Source organism: Bartonella sp. AP150HLJHH, from assembly GCF_042196385.1.
Taxonomy (GTDB): Bacteria; Pseudomonadota; Alphaproteobacteria; order Rhizobiales; family Rhizobiaceae; genus Bartonella.
In genome coordinates, this window is record NZ_JBHIQC010000004.1 from 1 (window position 1) to 24,263 (window position 24,263).

Annotated in this window: 22 protein-coding genes, 2 tRNA genes and 3 pseudogenes; 23 read left to right on the forward strand and 4 right to left on the reverse strand. The window is 37.4% G+C overall.

What is annotated here, in order from left to right; translation table 11 throughout:
* A partial coding sequence (locus ACFING_RS02895; RefSeq protein WP_375629757.1) for a hypothetical protein occupies positions 1-183 on the forward strand: 183 nt, incomplete at its 5' end.
* Here the strand turns inward: ACFING_RS02895 and ACFING_RS02900 are convergent.
* The 3 genes from ACFING_RS02900 to ACFING_RS02910 all read right to left on the reverse strand — a co-directional run bounded on the left by ACFING_RS02900 (position 172) and on the right by ACFING_RS02910 (position 2,065).
* Positions 172-585: a hypothetical protein gene (locus ACFING_RS02900; RefSeq protein WP_375629759.1), complete on the reverse strand. Its 414-nt coding sequence runs from the start codon at positions 583-585 to the stop codon at positions 172-174. The genes ACFING_RS02895 and ACFING_RS02900 overlap by 12 nt on opposite strands.
* A gap of 583 nt (positions 586-1,168) precedes the next feature.
* Positions 1,169-1,603, reverse strand: coding sequence for a hypothetical protein (locus ACFING_RS02905; protein ID WP_375629761.1), 435 nt, complete (start codon positions 1,601-1,603; stop codon positions 1,169-1,171).
* A gap of 39 nt (positions 1,604-1,642) precedes the next feature.
* Positions 1,643-2,065 (reverse strand): ATP-binding protein, encoded by a 423-nt coding sequence (locus ACFING_RS02910; RefSeq protein WP_375629762.1) that lies wholly within the window; start codon positions 2,063-2,065, stop codon positions 1,643-1,645.
* 118 nt (positions 2,066-2,183) lie between these two features.
* Here ACFING_RS02910 and ACFING_RS02915 point away from each other — a divergent pair.
* Positions 2,184-2,504: pseudogene (locus ACFING_RS02915) on the forward strand (XRE family transcriptional regulator).
* Between the two features lie 101 nt (positions 2,505-2,605).
* Here ACFING_RS02915 and ACFING_RS02920 read toward each other — a convergent pair.
* Positions 2,606-2,681 (reverse strand) — tRNA-Val (locus ACFING_RS02920).
* Positions 2,682-2,853: 172 nt separating this feature from the next.
* Here ACFING_RS02920 and ACFING_RS02925 point away from each other — a divergent pair.
* From ACFING_RS02925 to ACFING_RS03025, 21 genes and pseudogenes are all read left to right on the forward strand, one after another.
* A tRNA-Asp gene (locus ACFING_RS02925) sits at positions 2,854-2,930 on the forward strand.
* 297 nt (positions 2,931-3,227) lie between these two features.
* Positions 3,228-3,593 carry an NADH-quinone oxidoreductase subunit A gene (locus tag ACFING_RS02930; RefSeq protein WP_375629765.1) on the forward strand — a complete coding sequence of 122 codons (366 nt, stop codon included), beginning with the start codon at positions 3,228-3,230 and terminating at the stop codon, positions 3,591-3,593.
* Positions 3,584-4,165: a NuoB/complex I 20 kDa subunit family protein gene (locus ACFING_RS02935; protein WP_375629768.1), complete on the forward strand. Its 582-nt coding sequence runs from the start codon at positions 3,584-3,586 to the stop codon at positions 4,163-4,165. Before ACFING_RS02930 ends, ACFING_RS02935 begins: the two co-directional genes overlap by 10 nt.
* Positions 4,166-4,179: 14 nt before the next feature.
* Positions 4,180-4,791 (forward strand): NADH-quinone oxidoreductase subunit C, encoded by a 612-nt coding sequence (locus ACFING_RS02940; protein WP_375629771.1) that lies wholly within the window; start codon positions 4,180-4,182, stop codon positions 4,789-4,791.
* Positions 4,792-4,911: 120 nt separating this feature from the next.
* Positions 4,912-6,102: an NADH-quinone oxidoreductase subunit D gene (locus ACFING_RS02945; protein WP_375613457.1), complete on the forward strand. Its 1,191-nt coding sequence runs from the start codon at positions 4,912-4,914 to the stop codon at positions 6,100-6,102.
* Positions 6,102-6,792: pseudogene (gene nuoE / locus ACFING_RS02950) on the forward strand (NADH-quinone oxidoreductase subunit NuoE). The gene ACFING_RS02945 and the pseudogene nuoE overlap by 1 nt, the downstream one beginning before the upstream one ends.
* Positions 6,793-6,921: 129 nt before the next feature.
* The gene (nuoF, locus tag ACFING_RS02955; RefSeq protein ID WP_375629774.1) at positions 6,922-8,226 is read left to right on the forward strand and encodes an NADH-quinone oxidoreductase subunit NuoF; all 1,305 of its coding nucleotides are present in this window, start codon (positions 6,922-6,924) and stop codon (positions 8,224-8,226) included.
* Positions 8,227-8,294: 68 nt separating this feature from the next.
* Complete coding sequence (gene nuoG, locus ACFING_RS02960) at positions 8,295-10,364, forward strand: NADH-quinone oxidoreductase subunit NuoG (RefSeq protein ID WP_375629777.1); 2,070 nt, start codon at positions 8,295-8,297, stop codon at positions 10,362-10,364.
* Positions 10,365-10,386: 22 nt separating this feature from the next.
* Positions 10,387-11,433, forward strand: coding sequence for an NADH-quinone oxidoreductase subunit NuoH (gene nuoH / locus ACFING_RS02965; RefSeq protein WP_375629900.1), 1,047 nt, complete (start codon positions 10,387-10,389; stop codon positions 11,431-11,433).
* A 14-nt stretch (positions 11,434-11,447) separates the two neighbouring features.
* A complete protein-coding gene (gene nuoI / locus ACFING_RS02970) occupies positions 11,448-11,939 on the forward strand; it encodes an NADH-quinone oxidoreductase subunit NuoI (protein ID WP_273723184.1) in 492 nt (163 codons plus the stop codon).
* Between the two features lie 94 nt (positions 11,940-12,033).
* The gene (locus ACFING_RS02975) at positions 12,034-12,654 is read left to right on the forward strand and encodes an NADH-quinone oxidoreductase subunit J (protein WP_375629780.1); all 621 of its coding nucleotides are present in this window, start codon (positions 12,034-12,036) and stop codon (positions 12,652-12,654) included.
* Positions 12,655-12,668: 14 nt separating this feature from the next.
* On the forward strand, positions 12,669-12,977 hold the full coding sequence (gene nuoK, locus ACFING_RS02980; protein WP_273791275.1) for an NADH-quinone oxidoreductase subunit NuoK: 309 nt from the start codon (positions 12,669-12,671) through the stop codon (positions 12,975-12,977).
* A 6-nt stretch (positions 12,978-12,983) separates the two neighbouring features.
* The gene (gene nuoL, locus ACFING_RS02985; RefSeq protein WP_375629783.1) at positions 12,984-14,948 is read left to right on the forward strand and encodes an NADH-quinone oxidoreductase subunit L; all 1,965 of its coding nucleotides are present in this window, start codon (positions 12,984-12,986) and stop codon (positions 14,946-14,948) included.
* Positions 14,948-16,417, forward strand: a complete 1,470-nt coding sequence (locus ACFING_RS02990; RefSeq protein WP_273791287.1) for an NADH-quinone oxidoreductase subunit M — start codon at positions 14,948-14,950, stop codon at positions 16,415-16,417. The genes nuoL and ACFING_RS02990 overlap by 1 nt, the downstream gene beginning before the upstream one ends.
* 17 nt (positions 16,418-16,434) lie before the next feature.
* The gene (gene nuoN / locus ACFING_RS02995) at positions 16,435-17,889 is read left to right on the forward strand and encodes an NADH-quinone oxidoreductase subunit NuoN (protein ID WP_375621227.1); all 1,455 of its coding nucleotides are present in this window, start codon (positions 16,435-16,437) and stop codon (positions 17,887-17,889) included.
* Positions 17,889-18,699: pseudogene (locus tag ACFING_RS03000) on the forward strand (biotin--[acetyl-CoA-carboxylase] ligase). Before nuoN ends, ACFING_RS03000 begins: the two are co-directional and overlap by 1 nt.
* Positions 18,700-18,744: 45 nt before the next feature.
* The gene (locus tag ACFING_RS03005; protein ID WP_375629786.1) at positions 18,745-20,421 is read left to right on the forward strand and encodes a ribonuclease J; all 1,677 of its coding nucleotides are present in this window, start codon (positions 18,745-18,747) and stop codon (positions 20,419-20,421) included.
* A 203-nt stretch (positions 20,422-20,624) separates the two neighbouring features.
* A complete protein-coding gene (proS, locus tag ACFING_RS03010; RefSeq protein WP_375629789.1) occupies positions 20,625-21,950 on the forward strand; it encodes a proline--tRNA ligase in 1,326 nt (441 codons plus the stop codon).
* A gap of 11 nt (positions 21,951-21,961) precedes the next feature.
* Positions 21,962-23,230 carry a lipoprotein-releasing ABC transporter permease subunit gene (locus tag ACFING_RS03015; RefSeq protein WP_375623263.1) on the forward strand — a complete coding sequence of 423 codons (1,269 nt, stop codon included), beginning with the start codon at positions 21,962-21,964 and terminating at the stop codon, positions 23,228-23,230.
* Entirely contained in the window at positions 23,230-23,910 is a 681-nt protein-coding gene (locus ACFING_RS03020) for an ABC transporter ATP-binding protein (protein ID WP_375611886.1), read from the forward strand. The genes ACFING_RS03015 and ACFING_RS03020 overlap by 1 nt, the downstream gene beginning before the upstream one ends.
* A 65-nt stretch (positions 23,911-23,975) precedes the next feature.
* The gene (locus ACFING_RS03025; RefSeq protein ID WP_375629793.1) at positions 23,976-24,263 is read left to right on the forward strand and encodes a succinate dehydrogenase assembly factor 2; all 288 of its coding nucleotides are present in this window, start codon (positions 23,976-23,978) and stop codon (positions 24,261-24,263) included.

Sequence of the window (24,263 nt, forward strand, 5' to 3'; positions counted from 1 at the left end):
ACAGAAACAGAACAACAGCTCCTTCACGAGATGATAGAGACCTATCAAGGCTTAAAGATGATGTCACGCATCATGAAGTGGTTATTACTCATTATATTTGTGTTTATTCTCGATATTTCCCGCCTTATAGATGCGCTCGATAATATCTTATCACATTTAAAACAGTGTTTTTCAAAGAATTGAAGAACAGAATACTTGATTGGCTTGCTTTGATCGATGATGTAACAAATCCTTTTTAATAATATCCATAAAAGTTCTATTTCTTGCTTTTGCATTCCCAATAACAGCACTTGGAGATATAACTTGTACAAATGCATTACCCATAGAAAGACTTCCCTGATAACATTTTCCTTCTTGAGAAAAAACTTCTATAAAATGATTTGTATCAAGCAATGTATATGCAAAATCATCATCTATTTCAGCTATTAAATATAAATATATCTCATTAACACCATATGTTTTAAGGACTCTGGCATAATTACTTAATTGTGCAACGCCTGAATTTTTGTAATCGGCCGTGGTTTTTTTTAATTCTATTAAGACAACACGTTTTTTTTCTTCCAGAATTAATAGATAACGAATCAACGTTTGAAAGAAATTCTTGTATTGTTTTCTCACTTTGTAAATAGTTATAACTCATAAATTTATCATCAATTATCCATAAATTATTTTCTTTTAATGGCAAAGGAGAAAATTTATCAGCTGTTTTTCCTTGGTGAATAAATAAATTATGAATGTCTTTTTCTAAAGTTTTTGGTGTTAATAATTTAGAGAATTGATTCAAAATATCATCTCGGAACTGAATGTATTGTGTTAATTCTAAACTAGCAAATTTTTGTGCTTTTTGTAAATTTTCTTTTGGCTTTCCTTTGCCTTCATGAAGAGTTTTTCTGAATACTAGTTTTCTTTTTGAATATTTTTTTTCCGCGTTTTCAATAAATGAATCTTCTTTGAAGACGCCCCCAATTACATCTTTGGTGTCTAGGAAGTCTACTAAATAAGGATATTCTTCAGCAATTTTTTTGAGAAGAGTGCTCTTTTTTTCTTTAATTTCCGGAAATTGGCTGTTAATTATTTTATTTAAAGTGTTTTTTAACGTTTGATTAATATCATCCCAAGTTAGTTGGGTTTCTAAGTCAGGATCTGTTTTATTAATTTCAAACTCATTTCATTCGTCGTTAACATACTTATCCAAAATAGGCGATTCTAATAAAAATATCATCATAACATTGTTTATTGGATTGATATTTATAAACTTTGAAAAAGCCATAACAGTACGATTATTAGCACAATAGTAAGCCTCTACTTTAGTCTTAGAATTTGTGCTCTCTTCAAAATAATAAGAAAGGCTGAAGGGAATATTTGAAAGACCGATTTTGAGAGTTTTATTTTCTAAGTAAGGTAAATCTTGCGTATTGATTGTTCTTTTCTCTAAGCTTTCTACATCTTCTAAATTTTTTACATCCCTTAAGTTATTTACATCTTCTAAATTTTCTACATTATGTACATAAAAGTTAATTTGGATATTTTCATCTTTCTTTAAAAAAAGTAAAGGAAGAAGATGATAGTAAATTTCATTATGAACTAGGTTTATATCCAACACATTTTGTTTATAAGGCCCTTCAAAAGATAAATGTGTATTTCACCATTTATCTTTTTCGCCATTTTCTTTTTTAAAAGAATCTTGTGTAAACTGTGGAGTGAAATTCAGTGAAATTTGAGCATGATGTTCATCTTTGCTAAAACTAATGATTTTAACTTCTTCGAATATTTTCAAGTAAGTAATACGTCCAACCCCTTTACATCCTTCTTGAATTTTATAATCACTTTTATAAGTAGAGAAAGATTTGATATTCTCTTTTGTAAATCCATCTCCATTATCAAAAACATTTATAGAAAAAATTGGTTGATTCTCCCACAAATCTGCATTGCCATAAAGTTGGAATAAAATATCAATTTTTGTTGCATGAGCTTGTATAGAGTTAACGATAGATTCCTTAAGAACTGTAACGATATTCGTTTCTGAAGAAAGATCGCGGATTATAGCATTAAGATTGACAAGCATAAGTACACCAATATATTTTATTTATATATCTCGTTGTAATATTTAAATTTTATAATGATATTAAACACACTATTCCTGATGAAAAGTTAATAATTTCTCACCATAAGAGATATTGTATATGCTTGATAATGGTTTTTGTATAGAGGTATTGGACATATCTGTATCATTTTTATCTTCTGTAGAAATTGGCAAAAAATCTGTTCCTGTAGGACTGGAGGAAAAGATAATTGAACTCTATGATTTAGATCAACAGAAGGCTTTACTCTTAAGAAAAGAAGCTTATGTTTGACGCAAAAGTTTTAAAATCAAGACTTCTGATCCGTTGAGGCGTGAAGCTGTTGGTGAGTTTGTTAGAAATTTAGAGAATTTTTCACAACAAAACTTAGCAGAATTAAAAGACGTTCTTGAGAAAGTTTGCAAAAAAAGAGGCGTCCTATAGAGATAGGTTGAAAAATCCTATTCCCCTAACTTTATTTAGGCATCCCTTATCTTTTAAAAATATATGAAGAATCAAAAACTTAATAGGAATATAAAGCTATATGGTGGGCGATGAGAGACTCGAACTCCCGACATCCTCGGTGTAAACGAGGCGCTCTACCAGCTGAGCTAATCGCCCAATGCAATGATCAGCAATTGAATGGAGAATCTTTAAGGAAAAATTTTTCTAAACGCAAGAATAAAGATGGTATTTGATAATTTTTTTTAAAAATGCATAATCCTTCTTGACATAAACGCATGAACCCCTTACACGACCGCTTGTACCAAATTAAATTGGTTCGAAAAAATGCGCGGGTGTAGCTCAGTTGGTTAGAGTGCTGGCCTGTCACGCCGGAGGTCGCGGGTTCGAGCCCCGTCACTCGCGCCATTTCGTGATTCCTTATGAAATTTCCTTTTTAAAATATCCATATGCTATGAGTGATGTGGTGGAGTGTTTGATTGGGAATAAATATGTTTTTTCTTTCTTTTTATATGGTTTATAAGAATAGGGCTTGCGTCTTTCTTTGCTCTGCGTTACCTATGCCGATAAGAAAAGTATCGCTCTGTATGCCTTTGAAGCAGTATGAATAGAGTTAATAGAGCGATTGTTAAATTTGTCTGTTTGGTCTCGCAATATTGAATCATTGTGTTAAACTCAGGCATTTCGTTACGATGGAAGAGGGTTATGGCTTATTTATTGAGCTCTTATTTGCCAGTCTTGATTTTCATTATTGTGTCAGCGGTTATTGCTGGAGTTTTGTTGATTACACCTTACATTGTAGCATATCGTTCCCCCGATCCTGAAAAATTATCGGCTTATGAATGTGGGTTTAATTCATTTAGTGATGCACGCATGAAGTTTGATATTCGTTTCTATTTGGTGTCAATTTTATTTATTATTTTTGATCTTGAAGTTGTATTTCTTTTTCCTTGGGCTGTTTCATTCGAATCAATAGGTATGTTTGGCTTTTGGTCGATGATTGTGTTTTTAGCGATTTTGACTATTGGATTTATATATGAATGGAAAAAAGGAGCCCTTGAATGGAATTAATATCTAATAATTCAACGATTGAGGCTCCAAAACCAAAAGGAATCATTGATCCAAATACTGGTGGGCTGATAGGATCTGACGATAAGTTTTTTCGTGATATCAATGCTGAATTATCAGATAAGGGGTTTTTAGTTACCTCGGCAGATGCTTTGATTACTTGGGCACGTACCGGTTCTTTAATGTGGATGAGTTTTGGTTTGGCTTGTTGTGCTATCGAAATGATGCAATGCTCAATGCCTCATTATGATAATGAGCGTTTTGGATATGCACCACGAGCTTCACCCCGCCAGTCAGATGTGATGGTGGTGGCAGGTACTCTAACAAATAAGATGGCTCCTGCTTTAAGAAAAGTGTACGATCAGATGCCAGAGCCACGTTATGTGATTTCTATGGGATCATGTGCAAACGGTGGGGGATATTATCATTATTCCTATTCAGTAGTGCGGGGATGTGATCGTATCGTGCCTGTCGATATATATGTCCCAGGGTGTCCACCTACAGCAGAGGCATTATTATACGGCATATTGTTGCTACAGAAAAAAATCCGTCGTACCGGATCCATAGAGCGATAGAGAGTTTTCTTGTCATGGTGGATGAAACATTGGTTGAGCTTGCTGCTTATTTGGAAAACAAATTAAAAAATAAGCTTGAAGAGACTGTTCTTGCTTTTGGTGAATTGACCATTGTGGCACGTCTTGATGCAATTATCGATGTCTTAATGTTTGTTCGTGATGATTCTCGCTGTCAATTTATTAATCTTACAGACATTAGTGGTGTGGATTATCCTTTTCGCGATAAGCGCTTTGATGTTTCTTACCAATTGTTATCTCCTCGTGAGAATTTACGCTTACGTGTAAAAGTTCGTACGGATGAAAATACTCCTGTTGCTTCAGCTTGTACGGTTTATCCTGGCGCAGAGTGGTATGAACGTGAAACGTATGATATGTATGGGGTTTTATTTTCAGGACACCCGGATTTGAGACGGATTTTAACAGATTATGGGTTTGAAGGATATCCTTTACGCAAAGACTTTCCTGTGACAGGATTTGTTGAATGCCGTTATGATAATGAAGCAAAGAGGGTGATTTATGAGCCTGTTGTTTTGCGCCAAGAGATGCGTAATTTTGATTTTCTTTCTCCTTGGGAAGGAGGACAGTATACTTTGCCATGTGATGGGAAAGCAGATGAAAAAAAATAATATTGGTTTTGATAAGGCATTATATTAGAGTACTGTATTTCTTAAATAATTAAATATTTTTTAGCGTGATAGATTTTTTGATATTTGATATGAAGTTTTTTAAAAAGCAAGGGGTTGATTGTGGCTGAGGTCAATGTTCGAAACTTTAATATCAATTTTGGTCCGCAGCATCCTGCCGCGCATGGGGTTTTGCGCATGGTTCTGGAGCTGGACGGTGAAGTTGTTGAGCGTGTAGATCCACATATTGGGTTGTTGCATCGCGGTACTGAAAAATTAATGGAAACAAAGACTTATCTCCAAGCTGGTCCTTATCTAGATCGTTTGGATTATGTTGCTCCTATGAATCAGGAACATGCTTTTGTTCTTGCTATTGAAAAGTTATTAGATATAAAAGTTCCTAAAAGAGGGCAATTAATACGTGTTTTGTTTTCTGAAATTGGGCGTATTCTTAATCATTTGCTTAATGTAACGACACAGGCAATGGATGTTGGTGCTTTAACACCACCGCTTTGGGGATTTGAGCAACGTGAAAGATTGATGATTTTTTATGAGCGTGCCTGTGGTGCTCGTCTTCATGCAAATTATTTTCGTCCTGGTGGCGTGCATCAAGATTTACCAGAATCTTTAGTTGAGGATATTGGTGATTTTATTGATCCATTTCTTGTTTCTCTCGGAAAACTTGATGCGCTTGTGACCCCAAATCGGATTTTTAAGCAGCGTAATGTGGATATTGGCGTTGTAAGTATTGATGAAGCTTGGGCACGCGGTTTTTCTGGGGTTATGATTCGTGGAGCTGGTGTTCCATGGGATTTGCGTAAAAGTCAGCCTTATGAATGTTACGATGAAATGGAATTCGATATTCCTATAGGTAAAAATAGCGATTGTTATGATCGCTATCTTATTCGTATGGAAGAAATGCGTCAATCAGCGAAAATTATGCGCCAATGTGTGGAACGTTTACTGAGTACTGAAAAAAATGGACCGGTTTCGAGCTTGGATCGCAAAATTGTACCACCGACGCGGAGTGAAATGAAAAGCTCGATGGAAGCACTGATTCATCACTTTAAACTCTATACGGAAGGTTTTCATACACCTCCTGGAGAAGTATATGTTGCTGTGGAAGCTCCGAAGGGTGAGTTTGGTGTTTATCTTGTTTCTGATGGAACCAATAAGCCTTATCGTGTCAAGTTGCGTGCTCCTGGGTTTGCTCATCTCCAAGCTATGGATTTTTTAACCAGAGGTCATATGTTAGCAGATGCTACAGCTATTTTGGGTTCGATTGATATTGTTTTTGGGGAGGTTGATCGCTAATGTCCGTACGCCGTCTTGCAGATGATGTTTATCAGCCCGCTGAGTTTTCTTTTACAAAAGAAAATCAGATATGGGTAAAAAATACCATAAAAAAATATCCTGCAGGGCGTGAGCAGTCTGCTGTAATTCCATTATTAATGCGTGCTCAAGAGCAAGATGGTTGGGTGACACGTGCAGCGATTGAGCATATTGCTCAGATTCTTTCCATGGCTTATATCCGTGTCTTAGAAGTTGCTACTTTTTATACTCAGTTTCAGCTTAAGCCTGTTGGAACAAAAGCGCATATTCAAGTTTGTGGTACAACGCCTTGTATGTTACGTGGTTCTGACGAATTGATTAAAGTTTGTCAGAAAAAAATTCATCATGAACCTTTTGCGACCAATCAGAATGGAACCTTATCATGGGAAGAGGTAGAGTGTCTTGGTGCTTGTGTGAATGCTCCGATGGTTATGATTTTTAAAGATACTTATGAAGATCTTACAGCTGAACGCCTTGAAGAAATTATTGATGCATTTGAAGCAGGTAAGGGTTCTGAGATAGCGGTTGGTCCGCAAAATAGTCGTAAATCGTCGGAACCGATTAGTGGTTTAACTTCTCTTATTGATGATGAGAAAGAAAAAAAGATCTCTCAAGTCTTCACCAAAAAAGGATAAGGAAAGAATGGGGAACATAATTAAGTATTTTTCTTGAGAAAATATTTTATTATTCTACCCATGACGGCAACATTTAACGAAAAGTAAGAAGTCTTGAAAAGATATTTAAAAACTGCATTTGAGGAAAAGCGGAAAATGCTATGGGTAATAGAAAAAAAGGTGGGGCATGCTAGCTGATAAAGATCGTATCTTCACCAATATTTATGGTTTAAAAGACAAATCATTAAAGGCTGCGATGTTGCGTGGGCATTGGAATGGTCTGAAAGAAATGATTGACAAAGGTCGTGATTGGGTCATTGATGAAGTGAAGGCATCGGGTTTACGCGGTCGTGGTGGTGCTGGTTTTCCTACTGGAATGAAGTGGTCCTTTATGCCAAAGCAGAATGATGGGCGTCCTCATTATTTGGTTGTCAATGCCGATGAATCTGAACCTGGAACTTGTAAAGACCGTGATATTTTACGTCATGACCCCCACACTTTGATTGAAGGATGTGCAATCGCTACTTTTGCTATGGGAGCTAATGTTGCTTTTATTTATATTCGTGGTGAATATATTCGTGAACGTGAAGCGCTTCAAGCTGCCGTTGATGAATGCTATGATGCGGGTTTACTTGGTAAAAAAACGAAATATGGGCATGCTTGTGATATTGTTATTCATCATGGAGCTGGTGCTTATATTTGTGGTGAAGAAACGGCTCTTCTTGAAAGTCTTGAGGGAAAAAAGGGACAACCTCGGCTTAAACCACCATTTCCTGCCAATATGGGGATTTATGGCTGTCCAACAACAGTAAATAATGTAGAGTCTATTGCCGTTGTTCCAACGATTTTGCGGCGGGGTGCTTCGTGGTTTTCATCAATCGGACGAGCAAATAATGTTGGAACGAAATTATTTATGGTTTCAGGGCATGTTAATGCACCTTGTACATTTGAAGACGCTCTTGGTGTTTCATTCCGTGAATTAATTGAAAAACATACGGGTGGTGTTCGTGGTGGATGGAATAATCTTTTAGCAGTTATTCCAGGGGGGGCTTCTTGTCCAGTCGTTCGTGGTGAGGATATGATCGATGCGATCATGGATTTTGATGGGATGCGAGATGTCGGGTCTTCTTTTGGCACAGGGGGAATGATTGTTATGGATAAATCAACCGATATTATCAAGGCAATTTGGCGTATAGCTGCTTTTTTCAAGCACGAGAGTTGTGGTCAGTGTACACCGTGTCGTGAGGGGACGGGATGGATGATGCGTCTTTTAGGGCGTATGGTTGAGGGAAGAGCGCAAAAACGCGAGATTGATCTTTTGTTTGAAGTGTCTAAACAGGTTGAAGGACACACTATTTGTGCGCTTGGTGATGCTGCCGCATGGCCTGTACAGGGGTTGATACGTAATTTTCGTCCGGAAATCGAGCGTAGAATTGATGAATACACGCGAAATGTAGTCCAAAGCAAAAATATTGCTTTAGAAGCGGTTTAATAAAGGATTTTGTTTTAAGAGCAACCGAATGCAAATTTTAAGTGGGTTATCCGCAGGTTGGATGGGTGATGATAAATATCAAAGTTGATGGCAAAGAGATTGAAGTTCCTGATTACTACACTTTGCTTCAGGCTGCTGAGGCGGCTGGGGTAGAAATTCCACGTTTTTGTTTTCATGAATCTTTGTCAATTGCTGGAAATTGTCGTATGTGTTTAGTTGAGGTTAAGGGTGGTCCATCAAAACCTCAGGCTTCTTGTGCTATGGGGGTTCGTGATTTACGATTGGGGCCTAACGGTGAGGCACCTGAGATTTTTACCAATACACCGATGGTAAAAAAAGCACGTGAAGGTGTTATGGAATTTCTTCTCATTAATCATCCTTTGGATTGTCCAGTGTGTGATCAAGGGGGAGAGTGTGATCTTCAAGATCAAGCAATGCTTTATGGACGAGATTGTTCTCGTTATACAGAAAATAAACGTGCTGTAGAAGATAAATATATTGGACCTCTCGTCAAAACTGTTATGACACGGTGTATTCATTGTACACGGTGTGTTCGTTTTACAACGGAAGTTGCAGGTATTTCTGAACTTGGTTTGATCGGTCGTGGTGAAGATGCTGAAATTACGACGTATCTTGAAAAAGCTATGACATCTGAATTACAGGGAAATGTTATTGATCTTTGTCCAGTGGGAGCTCTAACTTCAAAACCTTATGCGTTTCATGCCCGTCCGTGGGAATTGGTAAAAACGGAATCGATTGATGTGATGGATGCGCTTGGTAGTGCTATCCGTATTGATAGCCGCGGCCGTGAAGTTATGCGGATTATGCCGCGTACGAATGAAGATGTAAATGAGGAATGGATCTCTGATAAAACGCGTTTTATTTGGGATGGATTACGGACTCAGCGGCTTGATAAGCCATATGTACGCAAAGATGGAAAGCTTCAACCTGTCAGTTGGACAGAAGCTTTTGCAAAAATTAAAATGGTAATCTCTAAAATTTTTCCAGAAAAAATTGGAGCCATTGCGGGGGATCTTGCTTCTGTTGAAGAAATGTATGCCCTTAAAGCATTATTGAGTTCTTTGGGCTCAACGCTTTTTGATTGTCGTCAAAGAGGGGGGGCTTTATCGCCAGAGTTTGGGCGCTCGAGTTATATTTTTAATCCTACAATTGTAGGTATTGAACAGGCTGATGCACTGCTTATTGTGGGATCTAATCCACGTCATGAAGCAGCTGTTTTAAATGCGCGTATTTTAAAGCGCCAACGGATGGGCAATTTTCCTATTGCATTAATTGGAGAGAAAGTCGATTTACGTTATCCTTATTCTTACCTTGGATCTGGGAGTGATACATTAACGACACTTATTCGTGGAGAGGATGTTTTTTTTAATGTCTTAAAAGAAGCGAAGAGGCCCCTTATTCTTATCGGAGAGGGAGCGGTTTCAGGAAGTGAAGGTTTATCGGTTTTAAAAAGTCTTGCTAAATTAGCTGATAATATAGGTGCTCTTAGTGAGACATGGAATGGGTTTGGGGTTCTTCATAATGCAGCATCGATTGTTGGAGGGTTGGACATAGGCTTTACTTCTAAGCTTGGGGTTGCAAATATACTTAAAACCTGTGAAGTTCTATTTTTGCTTGGTGCTGATGAAGTAGAATTAGCCAATACAAAAGCTTTTACAGTTTATATTGGGAGCCATGGTGATAATGGTGCACATGCTGCTGACGTTATTTTGCCTGCATCTGCTTACACTGAAAAATCAGGGCTTTATGTGAATACAGAAGGACGTGTTCAAATGACAAATCGGGCTGGTTTTGCTCCAGGTGAAGCAAAAGAAGATTGGGCTATTTTGCGTGCTTTATCGGATATTTTAGGACAAAAGCTCCCTTTTGATTCTCTTTCTCAATTAAGGCAATGCTTGTTTAATGATTATCCACACCTTTGTGCTGTTGATGATATAGTGCCTTCTGATATAAGTGGTCTTAAGGCGCTTGGTTCAAAAATGGTTTCTCTCGAGAGTCAAGCATTTACTTCTATGGTTAAAGATTTTTATTTAACAAATCCGATAGCACGTGCTTCTGCTGTTATGGCTGAATGTTCATCTCTTGCAAAAAAACGTGCTACACAAACAGTAAAGTAAGGGCAAAGGAAAAGGAATAATGATGTATGATTTCTTTATGACTTGGCTGTTGCCATTACTCATTATAATCGGAAAAACACTTCTTCTTTTGGTCGTTCTTTTGGTCTTAGTTGCTTATCTTCTTTATGCCGATAGAAAAATTTGGGCAGCGGTACAATTGCGTCGTGGACCAAACGTTGTTGGACCATGGGGTTTGTTACAGTCTTTTGCAGATTTAATTAAATTTGTTGTGAAAGAACCTATTATCCCAGCAGGTGCAAATAAGGGGGTTTTTCTTTTGGCTCCTTTTGTTTCAGCGACACTTGCTTTATCAACTTGGGCTGTTATTCCTGTCAATGAGGGCTGGGAGGTTGCAAAGATTAATGTTGGCTTGCTTTATATTTTAGCCATTTCATCTCTTGAAGTTTATGGTGTTATTATGGGGGGATGGGCATCAAATTCAAAATATCCTTTCTTAGGAGCTCTTCGTTCGGCGGCACAAATGGTTTCTTATGAAGTTTCCATTGGTTTTGTGCTTGTGACTGTCATTTTAATAAGTGGTTCGTTAGATCTCACAACAATTGTTTTTAAACAAACGCACGGGCTTGGTACAACTCTTGGTCTTCCTTTTAACAGTTTTCTCGATTGGAATTGGTTGGTCCTTTTTCCAATGTTTATTATATTTTTTATTTCTGCGCTTGCAGAGACAAACCGTCCTCCATTCGATTTGGTGGAAGCAGAATCTGAACTTGTTGCTGGTCATATGGTAGAATATTCTTCAACGCCTTACATGCTCTTCTTTCTAGGTGAATATGTTGCGATTGTTTTAATGTGCGCATTAACAACCATTCTATTTTTAGGCGGTTGGCTGCCTCCCTTAGATGTTTGGTGGCTTAATTGGGTTCCTGGTATCATTTGGTTTGTTTTAAAAGTTTGTTTTGTATTTTTTTGGTTTGCTATGGTCAAAGCATTTGTTCCACGTTATCGCTATGATCAGCTCATGCGGCTTGGTTGGAAGGTTTTTCTTCCTCTCTCACTAACAATGGTTGTGATAACTGCTGCTTTTTTAAAGTTTACGGATTTCGTTTAAGAGGAGATTTTACGATGTCAGGTTTTATTCAGGCGGCAAAGTCACTTCTTCTATTGGAATTTGTGAGTGCTTTTTTCTTAGCTATGCGTCAATTTTTTTCACCAAAACCCACGATTAATTATCCTTATGAAAAAGGTTTTGTATCTCAGCGTTTTCGCGGTGAGCATGCATTGCGTCGCTATCCAAATGGTGAAGAACGGTGTATTGCTTGTAAATTATGTGAAGCGATTTGTCCTGCTCAAGCGATTACAATTGAAGCTGGGCCACGGCGCAATGATGGTACACGTAGAACTGTCCGTTATGATATAGACATGGTTAAATGTATTTACTGTGGTTTTTGTCAAGAAGCCTGTCCGGTTGAAGCTATTGTCGAAGGTCCAAATTTTGAGTTTGCGACGGAAACACGTGAAGAACTTTATTATGATAAAGAAAAGCTTTTATTGAATGGAGATCGCTGGGAGCGAGAAATTGCTCGAAATATATTGATGGATGCGCCTTATCGTTAAGTGTATCGTTAAATGAGGTGTCGGATATTTTTCCGATAAATTGTAATCTGGTATGAAGTTTATACCAATTGTTTGAATAATTAAGGAGAAGCCTATGCTAACAGATCTAGCGGCGGCATTTTTCTATTTGTTTGCTTTTATTATGCTAACAAGTGCAGTTATTGTTATTACAGCACGCAATCCAGTGCATTCTGTTTTGTTTTTAATCCTCGCATTTTTTAATGCAGCAGCTTTGTTTTTACTTGCAGGAGCAGAGTTTTTGGGGCTTATTCTGCTTGTTGTTTATGTTGGAGCTGTCGCTGTTTTATTTTTATTTGTCGTTATGATGCTTGATGTTGATTTTGCTGAGTTAAAGAGTGGAACTCTTCGGTATGCTCCGATTGGGGCTCTTATTGGCATTATTATCGCTGTAGAATTGATTGTTGTTTTTATGAGTAGCTATTTTTCTCCAGTCTTGAGAACGCATGTTACGCAACCAATGCCAGATTTAGCGCAGCGAACAAATACACAAGCATTAGGTGATATTCTCTATACGGATTATGTTTTCTATTTTCAAATTGCTGGAATGATTTTATTGGTTGCAATGATTGGAGCTATTGTTTTAACACTTCGTCATAAATTAGAAGTAAAGCGGCAATCTATTGCGGAGCAAGTTTCTAGAACGGTAGAAAGTGCCATTGAAATCAAACAAGTTGAATCAGGCAAAGGTATGTAAGGGGGGCTATGTAGATGTATATTGATATTACACATTATCTCACTGTTTCTGCTTTGATGTTTACAATTGGTATTGCTGGAATTTTTCTCAACAGAAAAAATGTGATTATTATCTTGATGTCCATTGAGCTTATATTGCTTTCAGTTAATCTCAATTTTGTTGCATTTTCAGCATTTCTTCATGATCTCGTTGGTCAGGTATTCGCTTTATTTGTCTTAACCGTAGCAGCTGCTGAAGCTGCCATTGGTTTAGCAATTCTGGTCGTTTTTTTCCGTAATCGTGGTTCCATTGCGGTTGAAGATGTTAATGTAATGAAAGGCTAACCAGTGATGTATTATACGATTGTCTTTCTTCCGCTTTTGGGTTTTCTCATTGCTGCACTAGGTGGAAAAACGATAGGAGATCGTGCGAGTGAATTGATAACATGTAGCTTTATGGTTGTTGTTGCCATATTATCGTGGATAGCATTTTTCAGTATTGCACTTGGTCATATTCCAGCGATTGATGTATTGGTATTACATTGGATGACTGTTGGTGACTTAAGCTTTAATTGGGCTTTACATGTTGATACATTAACAGCTGTCATGCTTATTGTTGTAAACAGTGTTTCGGCATTGGTGCATATTTATTCAATTGGTTATATGCACCATGACCCTTCAAGGTCTCGTTTTTTTTCTTATCTTTCTTTGTTTACATTTATGATGCTTATGTTGGTCACATCCAATAATTTGATTCAGATGTTTTTTGGATGGGAAGGTGTCGGACTTGCTTCTTATTTACTCATTGGTTTTTGGTTTCAGCGCGATTCTGCTAATAAGGCCGCAATGAAAGCTTTTGTAGTTAACCGTGTTGGAGACTTTGGTTTTCTCTTAGGAATCTTTAGTATTTTTGTTTTGTTCCAATCGGTTGATTTTGCCTCTATTTTTGCAAAAGCTGCCGACAAGAGCTTTATACAAAATATGACATTTTTAGATTGGCAATTTGATGGGCAGACGGCAATTACCATTACATGTCTTTTATTATTTATTGGTGCGATGGGAAAATCCGCACAATTTCTTTTACATACTTGGCTGCCTGATGCAATGGAAGGACCAACCCCTGTATCAGCGCTTATTCATGCCGCTACAATGGTAACGGCTGGTGTTTTTATGGTTGCGCGTATGTCGCCAATTTTTGAACTTTCTTCAACTGCTTTGACCGTGATTATTATTGTTGGTGCAACAACAGCGTTTTTTGCAGCAACTGTGGGGTTGGTGCAGAACGATATTAAGCGTGTTATTGCTTATTCTACATGCTCTCAACTTGGTTATATGTTTGTGGCATTAGGTGTTGGAGCTTATGGCGCTGCTGTCTTTCATCTTTTTACGCATGCTTTTTTTAAAGCCTTATTGTTTCTTGGTGCAGGTTCTGTGATTCATGCTGTATCTGATGAACAAGATATGCGAAAAATGGGTGGGTTACGCAAACATATAAAGGTCACCTATTGGATGATGATGGTCGGGACCATTGCCTTGACCGGTGTTGGAATTCCAGGAACACTTTTCGGGACTGCAGGTTTTTTCTCAAAAGATGCGATTATAGAGTCTGCTTTTGCATCTCATAATATTGCTTCAGGATATGCTTTTTATCTTCTTGTTTTTGCTGCCTTTTTAACAAGTTTCTATTCATGGCGACTTATCTTTATGACATTTCATGGTAAACCACGGGCAACAGTTGATGTGATGCATCATGTTCATGAATCGCCTCCAGTTATGTTGATTCCACTCTTTCTTTTATCTATTGGAGCAATATTTTCTGGTGTCGTTTTCCAACCTTACTTTTTTGGTGACTTGTATAATGCTTTTTGGAAGGGAGCATTATTTACAAGCAGCCATAATCATATTCTTCATGATGCTCACCATGTTTTTAATTGGGTAAAATGGTCGCCTTTTATAGCAATGATTCTTGGGTTTATGTTGGCTTATTTATTTTATATTGTGGCTCCCTCTCTTCCCAAGAAAATGGCGCGTATTATGCCAGGAGTGTATCACTTTCTTTACCAAAAGTGGTATTTCGATCAATTATATAACTTTTTATTTGTTCGTCCTACCTTTAGAATTGGTTCTTTTCTTTGGAAAGTGGGAGACGGTAAGATTATTGATGGTCTAGGTCCCAATGGTATTGCAGCGCGTGTTGTTGATATTACAAATAGAGTTGTTCGAATGCAAACAGGCTATCTTTACCACTATGCATTTGCAATGCTTATCGGCGTTGCATTGCTCATTACATGGATGATGATCGGGGGCGTAAACTAATGACCGATTGGCCTATTCTTTCTACGGTTACATTTTTGCCGCTTGTTGGTGTTCTTCTGATTTTGTTTATCAAAGATGATAGTGAAGTAGCACGCCATAATATACGTAATGTCGCATTTTTTACGACTCTATTTGTTTTTATTATTTCTTTAATTATTTGGATAGGATTTGATTCTAGCAACCAAAATTTTCAAATGGTTGAAAAATCCAGTTGGTTAGGGGGGGGTATTAGCTATCATATGGGGGTCGATGGTATTTCTATTCTTTTTGTTGTTCTCTCGGCTTTTCTTTTGCCTTTCTGTATTTTAGCAAGTTGGGAGAATGTTAAAGAGAGATTAAAAGCCTATATGATTGCGTTTCTTCTTCTAGAAGTTGCGATTATTGGTGTTTTTTGTGCTCTTGATGCAATGCTATTCTATGTTTTTTTTGAAGGCAGCCTCATTCCAATGTTTATCATTATAGGTGTATGGGGAGGAGCACGTCGTGTTTATGCAAGTATAAAGTTTTTCTTATATACTTTACTTGGTTCAGTGCTTATGCTGGTTGCTCTTATGGTTATGTATTGGGAGGCTGGGACACTTGATATACCAACTTTACTCAATTATCAGTTTCCTGCTCATATGCAAATATGGCTATGGCTTGCATTTTTTGCTTCTTTCGCAGTTAAAATGCCAATGTGGCCAGTTCATACATGGCTCCCTGATGCTCACGTAGAAGCACCGACAGCGGGTTCTGTTATTTTAGCTGGTGTCTTACTTAAATTAGGTGGGTATGGTTTTCTTCGTTTTTCTTTGCCTATGTTTCCTATCGCTTCAGCAGATTTTGCGCCTTTTGTTTTCACATTATCGCTTATCGCTATTATTTATACATCACTGGTTGCACTTGTTCAAAGTGACATCAAAAAACTTATTGCATATTCCTCAATAGCGCATATGGGATATGTAACGATGGGTATTTTTGCTGCGAATGAACAGGGGATACAAGGGGCTATTTATCAGATGCTATCCCATGGAATTGTTTCAGCAGCATTGTTTCTTTGTGTTGGGGTTATCTATGATCGCTTGCATACACGTGAAATTTCAGCGTTTGGTGGTTTAGTGAATAATATGCCTAAATATGCTGTTGTTTTCTTAATTTTCACCATGGCAAATGTTGGTTTGCCTGGAAGCTCAGGATTTTTGGGTGAATTTTTAACCTTAATAGGTGTTTTTCAAGTAAATAAATTGGTTGTTGTTTTAGCAACAACAGGTGTTATCTTATCGGCAGCCTATGCCCTTTATCTTTATCGGCGTGTGGTTTTTGGTTCCTTGGATAAAGAGAATTTAAAAGTATTAATAGATCTTTCTTTAAGAGAAAAATTCCTCCTTTATCCAATGGTTATTCTTACAATATTCTTTGGTATCTATCCAACGCCTATTCTTAAGGCAACGGCGTTTTCCGTAGAAACCCTCATCAATAAACTGCACTAGATAAGGGAAGAATGCACATGCAAACTGAAATAATAGCGCAATTAGTCTTAATTCTTCCAGAGCTTTTAATTGCATTAGGAGCTGTCGTGCTGCTTATGATTGGTGTTTATTCCAATACACGTGCTTCTTTAACAGTGACAGGTTTAGCCATAGCAATTCTTGTGGCAACCATTATTATTCTTATAATTTTTCCGAAAAATGGTTCATTTCAAACCAATGCGCTCGTTATCGATTCCTTTAGTCGTTATATGAAAATTTTAATGCTTATTGGTGCACTCTTTTCTCTTATCATGTCTGTTGGTTTTGCCAATGCACAAAAGTTTAATATATTTGAGTTTCCAGTACTTGTTCTTTTAGCAACCCTTGGAATGATGTTTATGATTTCAGCGGGTAATATGCTGTCGCTTTATATGGGGTTAGAGCTGCAATCTTTAGCTTTATATGTTTTAGCAGCGATTAATCGTAATAATGTAAAATCTTCTGAAGCCGGTATAAAATACTTTGTTTTAGGAGCATTATCTTCAGGTTTGCTTCTTTATGGTATTTCTTTGCTTTATGGTTTTACCGGTCAAATTGGTTTTCACGAAATTGCTCTTGCTTTAAAAGGCAAAAATGTACAATTGGGGGTCATTTTTGGAATTGTCTTTATTTTAGCTGGTTTGGCTTTCAAAATTTCTGCTGTTCCGTTTCATATGTGGACACCTGATGTTTATGAAGGAGCGCCCACACCGATTACAGCATTTTTTGCTGGTGCCCCTAAAGTTGCTGCAATGGCTTTAATCATCCGTATTATTGTGGTGACCTTTATTCCCCTAGGGCGTGTTGATAACGTGATGCCTGCATGGCAACAAATTTTGGTGTTCATGGCGATTGCATCAATGATACTGGGTGCTTTTGCTGCAATCGGTCAGAATAATATTAAGCGCTTAATGGCTTATTCGTCGATCAGTCATATGGGTTATGCACTTGTTGGTTTATCTGCTGGAGATATGCTTGGGATAAAAAGTGTTATCCTTTATATGACTATTTATCTTGGAATGACGCTTGGTTCATTTGCCTTTATTCTTGGAATGCGCTCTCAGAATGGAAATGTTGAAAATATTTATGATCTTTCAGGGTTAGCAAAGACGAATCCGTTTATGGCTGTTGTGATGACAATACAGCTTTTCTCTTTAGCCAGTATACCACCTATGGCTGGTTTTTTTGGAAAGTGGTATACCTTTTCTGCTGCTGTCCACGCTGGACTTACGCCACTTGCTGTCGTTGGGATGATAGCGTCTGTCGTTGGGGCTTTTTACTATTTGCGAGTCATTAAAATTATGTGGTTTGATGATGCACAAGCGCATTTTGTTGCTTTATCGAAAGAGCTTCAATTTTGTCTTGGTCTTTCTGTATTCTTTATTTTATTTTACGCGCTTTTTGGAGTTTGGTTCGCTGAGCTAGCAGAAAAAGCAGCAACAGCATTGTTTTAATGAATATGGTTTATACTTTATCAGATTTTGCACAAAAACAGGGATACACTGTTGAAGCGTACGATAGTGTTGATTCAACAAATCTCATTGCGCAACGAAAAGCGCAAACTGGTCATCAAGGTAATCTTTGGATTGTTGCACAAGAACAATCACAGGGAAGAGCAAGAAGAGGGAGGACTTGGTCTAGTCCAAAAGGGAACCTTTATTCTAGTCTTTTATTAATTGATGATATTGTTCATCAAACTGCGGCTCAACTTGGTTTTGTTGCTGGAGTAAGTGTGGCAGAGGCAATAAAACAATTGATAAAAGAGGAAAAGCAGACAAACAATATTGTGAGCTTAAAATGGCCAAACGATATTTTGCTCAGAGGAGAAAAAAGCTCTGGAGTTTTGCTTGAGATTTTAAAATTGTCATCACAACAATATGCCTTGGTTATTGGTATTGGAATAAATGTGAAATATAATTATGAAGATGCGCCCTATTCCACTTCAAGCTTAAAGAATATCGGTTTGCATATTGATGCAGAACAATTATTTACGGTTTTGACGGAGTGTTTTTCTAAAAATTACCTTCTTTGGAAACAACCAAAAGGATGTGAAATAATCCGAAAAAAATGGCTTTTATACTCCGCTCATCTTGGGAAATATGTCAAAGTGGTGAATGATGAAAAAGTCATTGAGGGTATTTTTGATGGTCTTGATAGTGATTTTAACTGCATCATAAAGCAAAAAGACGGTCAGACAGCAATTATAACAGCTGGGGATGTTCATTTTGGTTTGGCTGATTCTGTCTAATGCAGGCCGTTATTGAAAAATTATTTTATCATCAAATACCTTAATGATTTGGGAGATGTTTATGGTTGCAGCCAATAGATGTGAATTTGTTTTTTTACCTCTGGGAGGTGTAGGTGAGATAGGGATGAATTTAGCTGCTTACGGATTTGGTCCCCAATATCTTCGTGAATGGCTGCTGGTTGATATGGGGATTAGTTTTGCTGGTTCTGAATTACCAAGTGTCGATCTTGTTTTGCCTGATATTCGTTTTCTAGAAAGTGAAAAACACAATATACGGGGTCTTGTTTTAACACATGCACATGAAGATCATTATGGGGCCGTTCTTGATTTATGTCCAAAGTTACAAGTGCCGATTTACTGTACGCCTTTTACGGCAGGATTATTGGAAACTAAAAAACAATTAGATTTTGAATCTCAAAAAATTTTACTCAATATTTTTCAAGCTGGTGATTGTTTTCAGGTAGGTTCCTTTGCTGTAGAGGCTATAGCCGTTAACCATTCAATACCAGAATCTGTCTCTTTGGCAATTACAACGTCTTTAGGGACTGTGATTCATACTGGTGATTGGAAAATTGATCATACCCCTTCACTCGGGGCTGTAACCGATGAAAAAAGATTTCGTGCTTTAGGCAAAAAAGGTATTTTAGCATTACTTTGTGATTCCACAAATGCATGTCGGGATGGTATCTCTCCTTCAGAACAGCAAGTTCAAGCCAGTCTTTCAGAGATTATTTCTAAAGCTGAAGGGCGCGTTGCGATAGCAACTTTTTCTTCTAATATTGGTCGGATACGTTCTATTGCTCTTGCAGCTGAAGCTGCTGGACGTAAGGTGCTTGTCATTGGGCGTTCCCTTAAGCGAAGTATTATGGTTGCACAAGAGCTTGGTTATATGAATGATTTAGCACCATTTGTAACGGAAGATGATTATGGCTACATCTCGCGAAAAGATCTTGTTTTAATTGTCACAGGGAGCCAAGGTGAGCCATGTGCTGCTTTGGCTAAACTGTCACGTGATGGAATGAAAAATATTGCACTTTCCGCTGGTGATACCGTTATTTATTCATCACGAAGTATTCCAGGAAACGAAAAAGCGATTATTGAGGTACAAAATCGTTTCATTGATTTGGGTATTAAAATTATTACGAATGAAGATGCACTTGTTCATGTTTCAGGTCATCCCCGTCGTTCAGAACTTTTACAGATGTATGATTGGATAAAGCCACAAATACTTGTCCCTGTACATGGGGAAGCAATGCATCTTAAAGCTCAGGCAATTTTAGCACGTCAAGCGGGTATTAAAACTGTTATGGATATCAGAAATGGCTATATGTTACGTCTTGCACCAGAGCCTGTAGAAGTTATTGATCAAGTTCCTGTTGGCCGCATCTATAAGGATGGTTGCTTAATTGGAGATGAAGATGAATTAGGGATTCGTGAACGCCGTAAACTAAGTTATGCTGGTCATGTTACTATTTCTCTCCATATAAATAGTAAGCATGAATTATTAGGGGATATAGGTCTAACAACATTCGGGTTACCTGAAAGTAATGGAAAGGGGGAAAGTCTAAAAGATATTCTTTTAGATATCGTAGAAAACACAGTTTATAATATCCCACGCATGAAACAGAAAAATAATGAACTTATTCGAGAGGCAACACGACGTGCAGTAAGAGCGGCTGTTCATGAAATTTGGCAAAAAAAACCTATCTGTACAGTTTTTTTACATCGGTCAAAATAAAAGAACTTTTCTATTACGTTATTAAAAAAGAGAAGAGCATTTTTATTTTATTGCTAAATAAGAAAAATAGAGAATAAAGCACAATAAATTTTTAAATGATAAGATCGTTATATTTGCAAGTATTCAGAATGCGGCTATAGATGAATAGAGGGTGTGATAAATTGTTCCGATATGATATATCTGATTAGGAGTTAATTATTTCAATGCGTCTTTCTCAATATTTCCTTCCACTTTTAAAAGAGAATCCTAAAGAAGCAGAAATTGTTTCTCATCGCTTCATGTTGCGCGCTGGAATGATTCGACAACAAACATCAGGGATTTATTCTTGGCTTCCTTTGGGAAAAAAAGTGCTTGATAAAGTTTGTAAAATTATTCGTGAAGAGCAAGAACGTGCGGGTGCAATAGAAATATTGATGCCTACAATTCAGTCTGCTGATCTTTGGCGTGAAAGCGGTCGTTATGATGATTATGGTTTGGAAATGCTCCGCATTAAAGATCGTCAAAAGCGTGATTTACTTTACGGTCCAACCAATGAAGAGATGGTAACAGATATTTTTCGCTCTTATGTTCGTTCTTATAAAGATCTTCCGCTTAATTTATATCATATTCAATGGAAATTTCGTGATGAAATTCGTCCACGTTTTGGTGTGATGCGAGCACGAGAATTTTTAATGAAAGATGCTTATTCTTTTGATCTTGATTATGAAGGCTCTGAAACATCTTATAATCGTATGTTTGTTGCTTATTTACGCACTTTTTCTCGCCTTGGCTTAAAAGCAATTCCTATGCGTGCAGATACAGGTCCAATAGGGGGGGAACTCAGTCATGAATTTATCATTTTGGCTGAAACAGGAGAGAGTGTTATCTTCTGTGATAAACAATTTCTTGAACTTACCATTCCTGATAGTTCAATCGATTTTAGTGATAAAGCTGTTTTAGATGATATTGTTAAGCAATGGACATCTTTTTATGCAGCAACGGAAGAAATGCATAATGAAGAGGAGTGGGCTAAAGTTTCTGATCATAATCGTCTTTCAGCGCGTGGTATTGAAGTAGGGCATATTTTCCACTTTGGTACTAAATATTCTGCTCCAATGGGAGCAAAAGTTATGGGACAAGATGGAAAAGAGCATGTGGTCTCTATGGGATCTTATGGTATTGGACCTTCGCGTCTTGTTGCGGCCGCTATTGAGGCTTCTCATGATGAAAATGGTATTATTTGGCCCAAGTCGATGGCACCGTTTGATTTTGGGATTATCAATATGAAGCCCGATGATGAAAAATGCACACAGGCATGTGAGTTTCTCTATCAGGGATTAAAGAAGGTTGGTTTTGATCCGTTATTAGATGATAGAAATGAACGCCCTGGATCAAAATTTGCAACAATGGATTTGATTGGTTTGCCAACGCAAATTATTGTTGGTCCTAACAGCATTGCACAAAATGAAGTTGAAATTAAAGATCGAAAAACAGGAATAAAAAAATCTCTAAAGGTTGAAGATGTGCTCAGCCAACTTTCTATAATTTAATAGGAAATGTTATGAAGAGGCTGAAAAATAAAGGTTTTTCATCTTATGAGTGGATGATCGCTTTTCGTTATATGATTCCCAATAAAAAACATGTCGTTGCCTCTGTTATTTCAATTATTTCTCTTATTGGGATTATGTTGGGCGTATTTGCTCTGGTCGTTGTTATGGCGGTGATGAATGGCTTTCGTACAGAACTTCTCAATCGTATTCTTGGTATGAATGGGCATCTTATTATTCAAACAGTTGATTCTGGTTTTGCTGATTATAAGACTCTTATTTCTTCTTTAGAAACTACAAATGGCGTGAAGTTTGCTTTGCCTGTTATTGAAGGTCAAGCACTTGTTCAAGGTGAAGTTCAAGGTGGCTCTGGCGCGTTAGTTCGTGGTATGCGCAAACAAGATCTAGATAAGCTTAAAACAGTCTCTCAAAATATTAAATTAGGATCGATTTCTCGGTTTGATCAAGAAGAAGGTGTTGCAATTGGAAGTGGCTTAGCAGAAAAATTAGGATTAACAGTTGGAAGAGATATTCGTATCATTACTCCAGATGGTGATGAGACTCCTTTTGGCGTTACGCCACGAGTGAAAGCTTATAAAGTCGTTGCTATTTTTGAAGTTGGTATGTCTGAATACGATTCAATATTTGTCTTTATGCCTCTTCATGAAGCACAAATGTTTTTTAATTTAGGCGATAAGGTTCAGTCTTTAGAGTTATTTTTAAATGATCCTGATGCAGTTGATCAAATAAAACCCGTTGTAGAAAAAGCAGTTGATCAACAGGTTTATTTAATTGATTGGCGTACACGTAATCAGGCTTTTTTTTCAGCTTTACAGATTGAACGAAATGTTATGTTTTTCATTCTTTCTCTGATCGTTCTTGTTGCTGCTTTAAATATTATTTCAGGACTGATTATGCTTGTAAAAGATAAAAGTCATGATATTGCAATTTTACGCACGATGGGTGCTCAACAAAGTGCGATTTTGCGTATATTTATCATTACAGGAATGATGATTGGTTTTATTGGAACGATATTGGGCTTAATTTTAGGTGTTATCGCGACCGCGAATATTAATCATATCCAAGACTTTATCTCTTGGTTATTTAATGTCGACGTTTTTAATCCTCAACTTTATTTTTTAACAAAATTGCCTGCACAAATTGAGTGGAAACAGACCGTCTTGGTTGCTGTGATGGCTTTATTCTTGTCATTTCTTGCTGCTCTCATTCCGGCATGGCGTGCTGCTAAGCTAGATCCCGTACAAGCTTTGAGGTATGAATAATGACAGCTATTTTAGAGCTTGTAGAGATTGAAAGACGCTTTTTCGAGGGTCATAAGCCGCTCATTGTTTTAGATAAAGCGAATTTTACTCTTAATCGTGGAGAGCTTGTTGCACTTGTTGCACCATCTGGTGCTGGAAAATCAACACTTCTTCATATTGCTGGATTATTAGAAAAACCAACCGCTGGTGATGTGATGTTACGAGGTGTTTCTTGTGCAAAGCGTTCTGATAGTGAGCGAACAGCTATAAGACGAAATGATATTGGTTTTGTTTATCAATTTCATCATTTACTTCCAGAGTTTACGGCGTTAGAAAATGTTATGATACCGCAAATGATAGCAGGATTAAAAAAATCCATAGCAGAAGATCGTGCGCGCAAATTATTAACGTATCTGCGTATTTCTCATCGTGCGAACCATCGTCCCTCAGAGTTATCGGGAGGAGAACAACAACGTGTTGCTATTGCACGTGCAGTCGCAAATGGCCCTTCAGTTCTTTTGGCTGATGAACCTACAGGAAATCTTGATCCCGTAACTTCAGCTTATGTTTTTCAAGCTTTATCTATCCTTGTTCGTCAGTCTGGTCTTTCTGCTCTTATTGCAACACATAATTACGCTTTGGCTAAGCAAATGCATCGTCGAATTACACTTAAAGAACAAAAGATTATAGAACTTCCTTAAAGCAAGGTACAAATTTTATACGACTAATTGAATAGTTTATATTACTTTATTCAAGGAGATTTTTTATGACAGTTTTTGTCGTTGACAAAAATCAATTGGATGCGCGTCGTCGCCGGTTGATTTTTCGTGCATGGCATCGCGGTATTCGTGAAATGGATCTCATTTTTGGGCATTATGTTGATGCTCATATCACTGAGATGAATGATAAAACGCTCTCTGAGCTTGAGTATATTATGTCTTTTGACGACCGTGATTTACTCACATGGATGACTGGAGAAATTTCCCCCCCCTCTGAAGTTGATAGTCCACTTTTTCGTGATATTGCTAATTATCGTTTTTGCTTAAGTTATTGA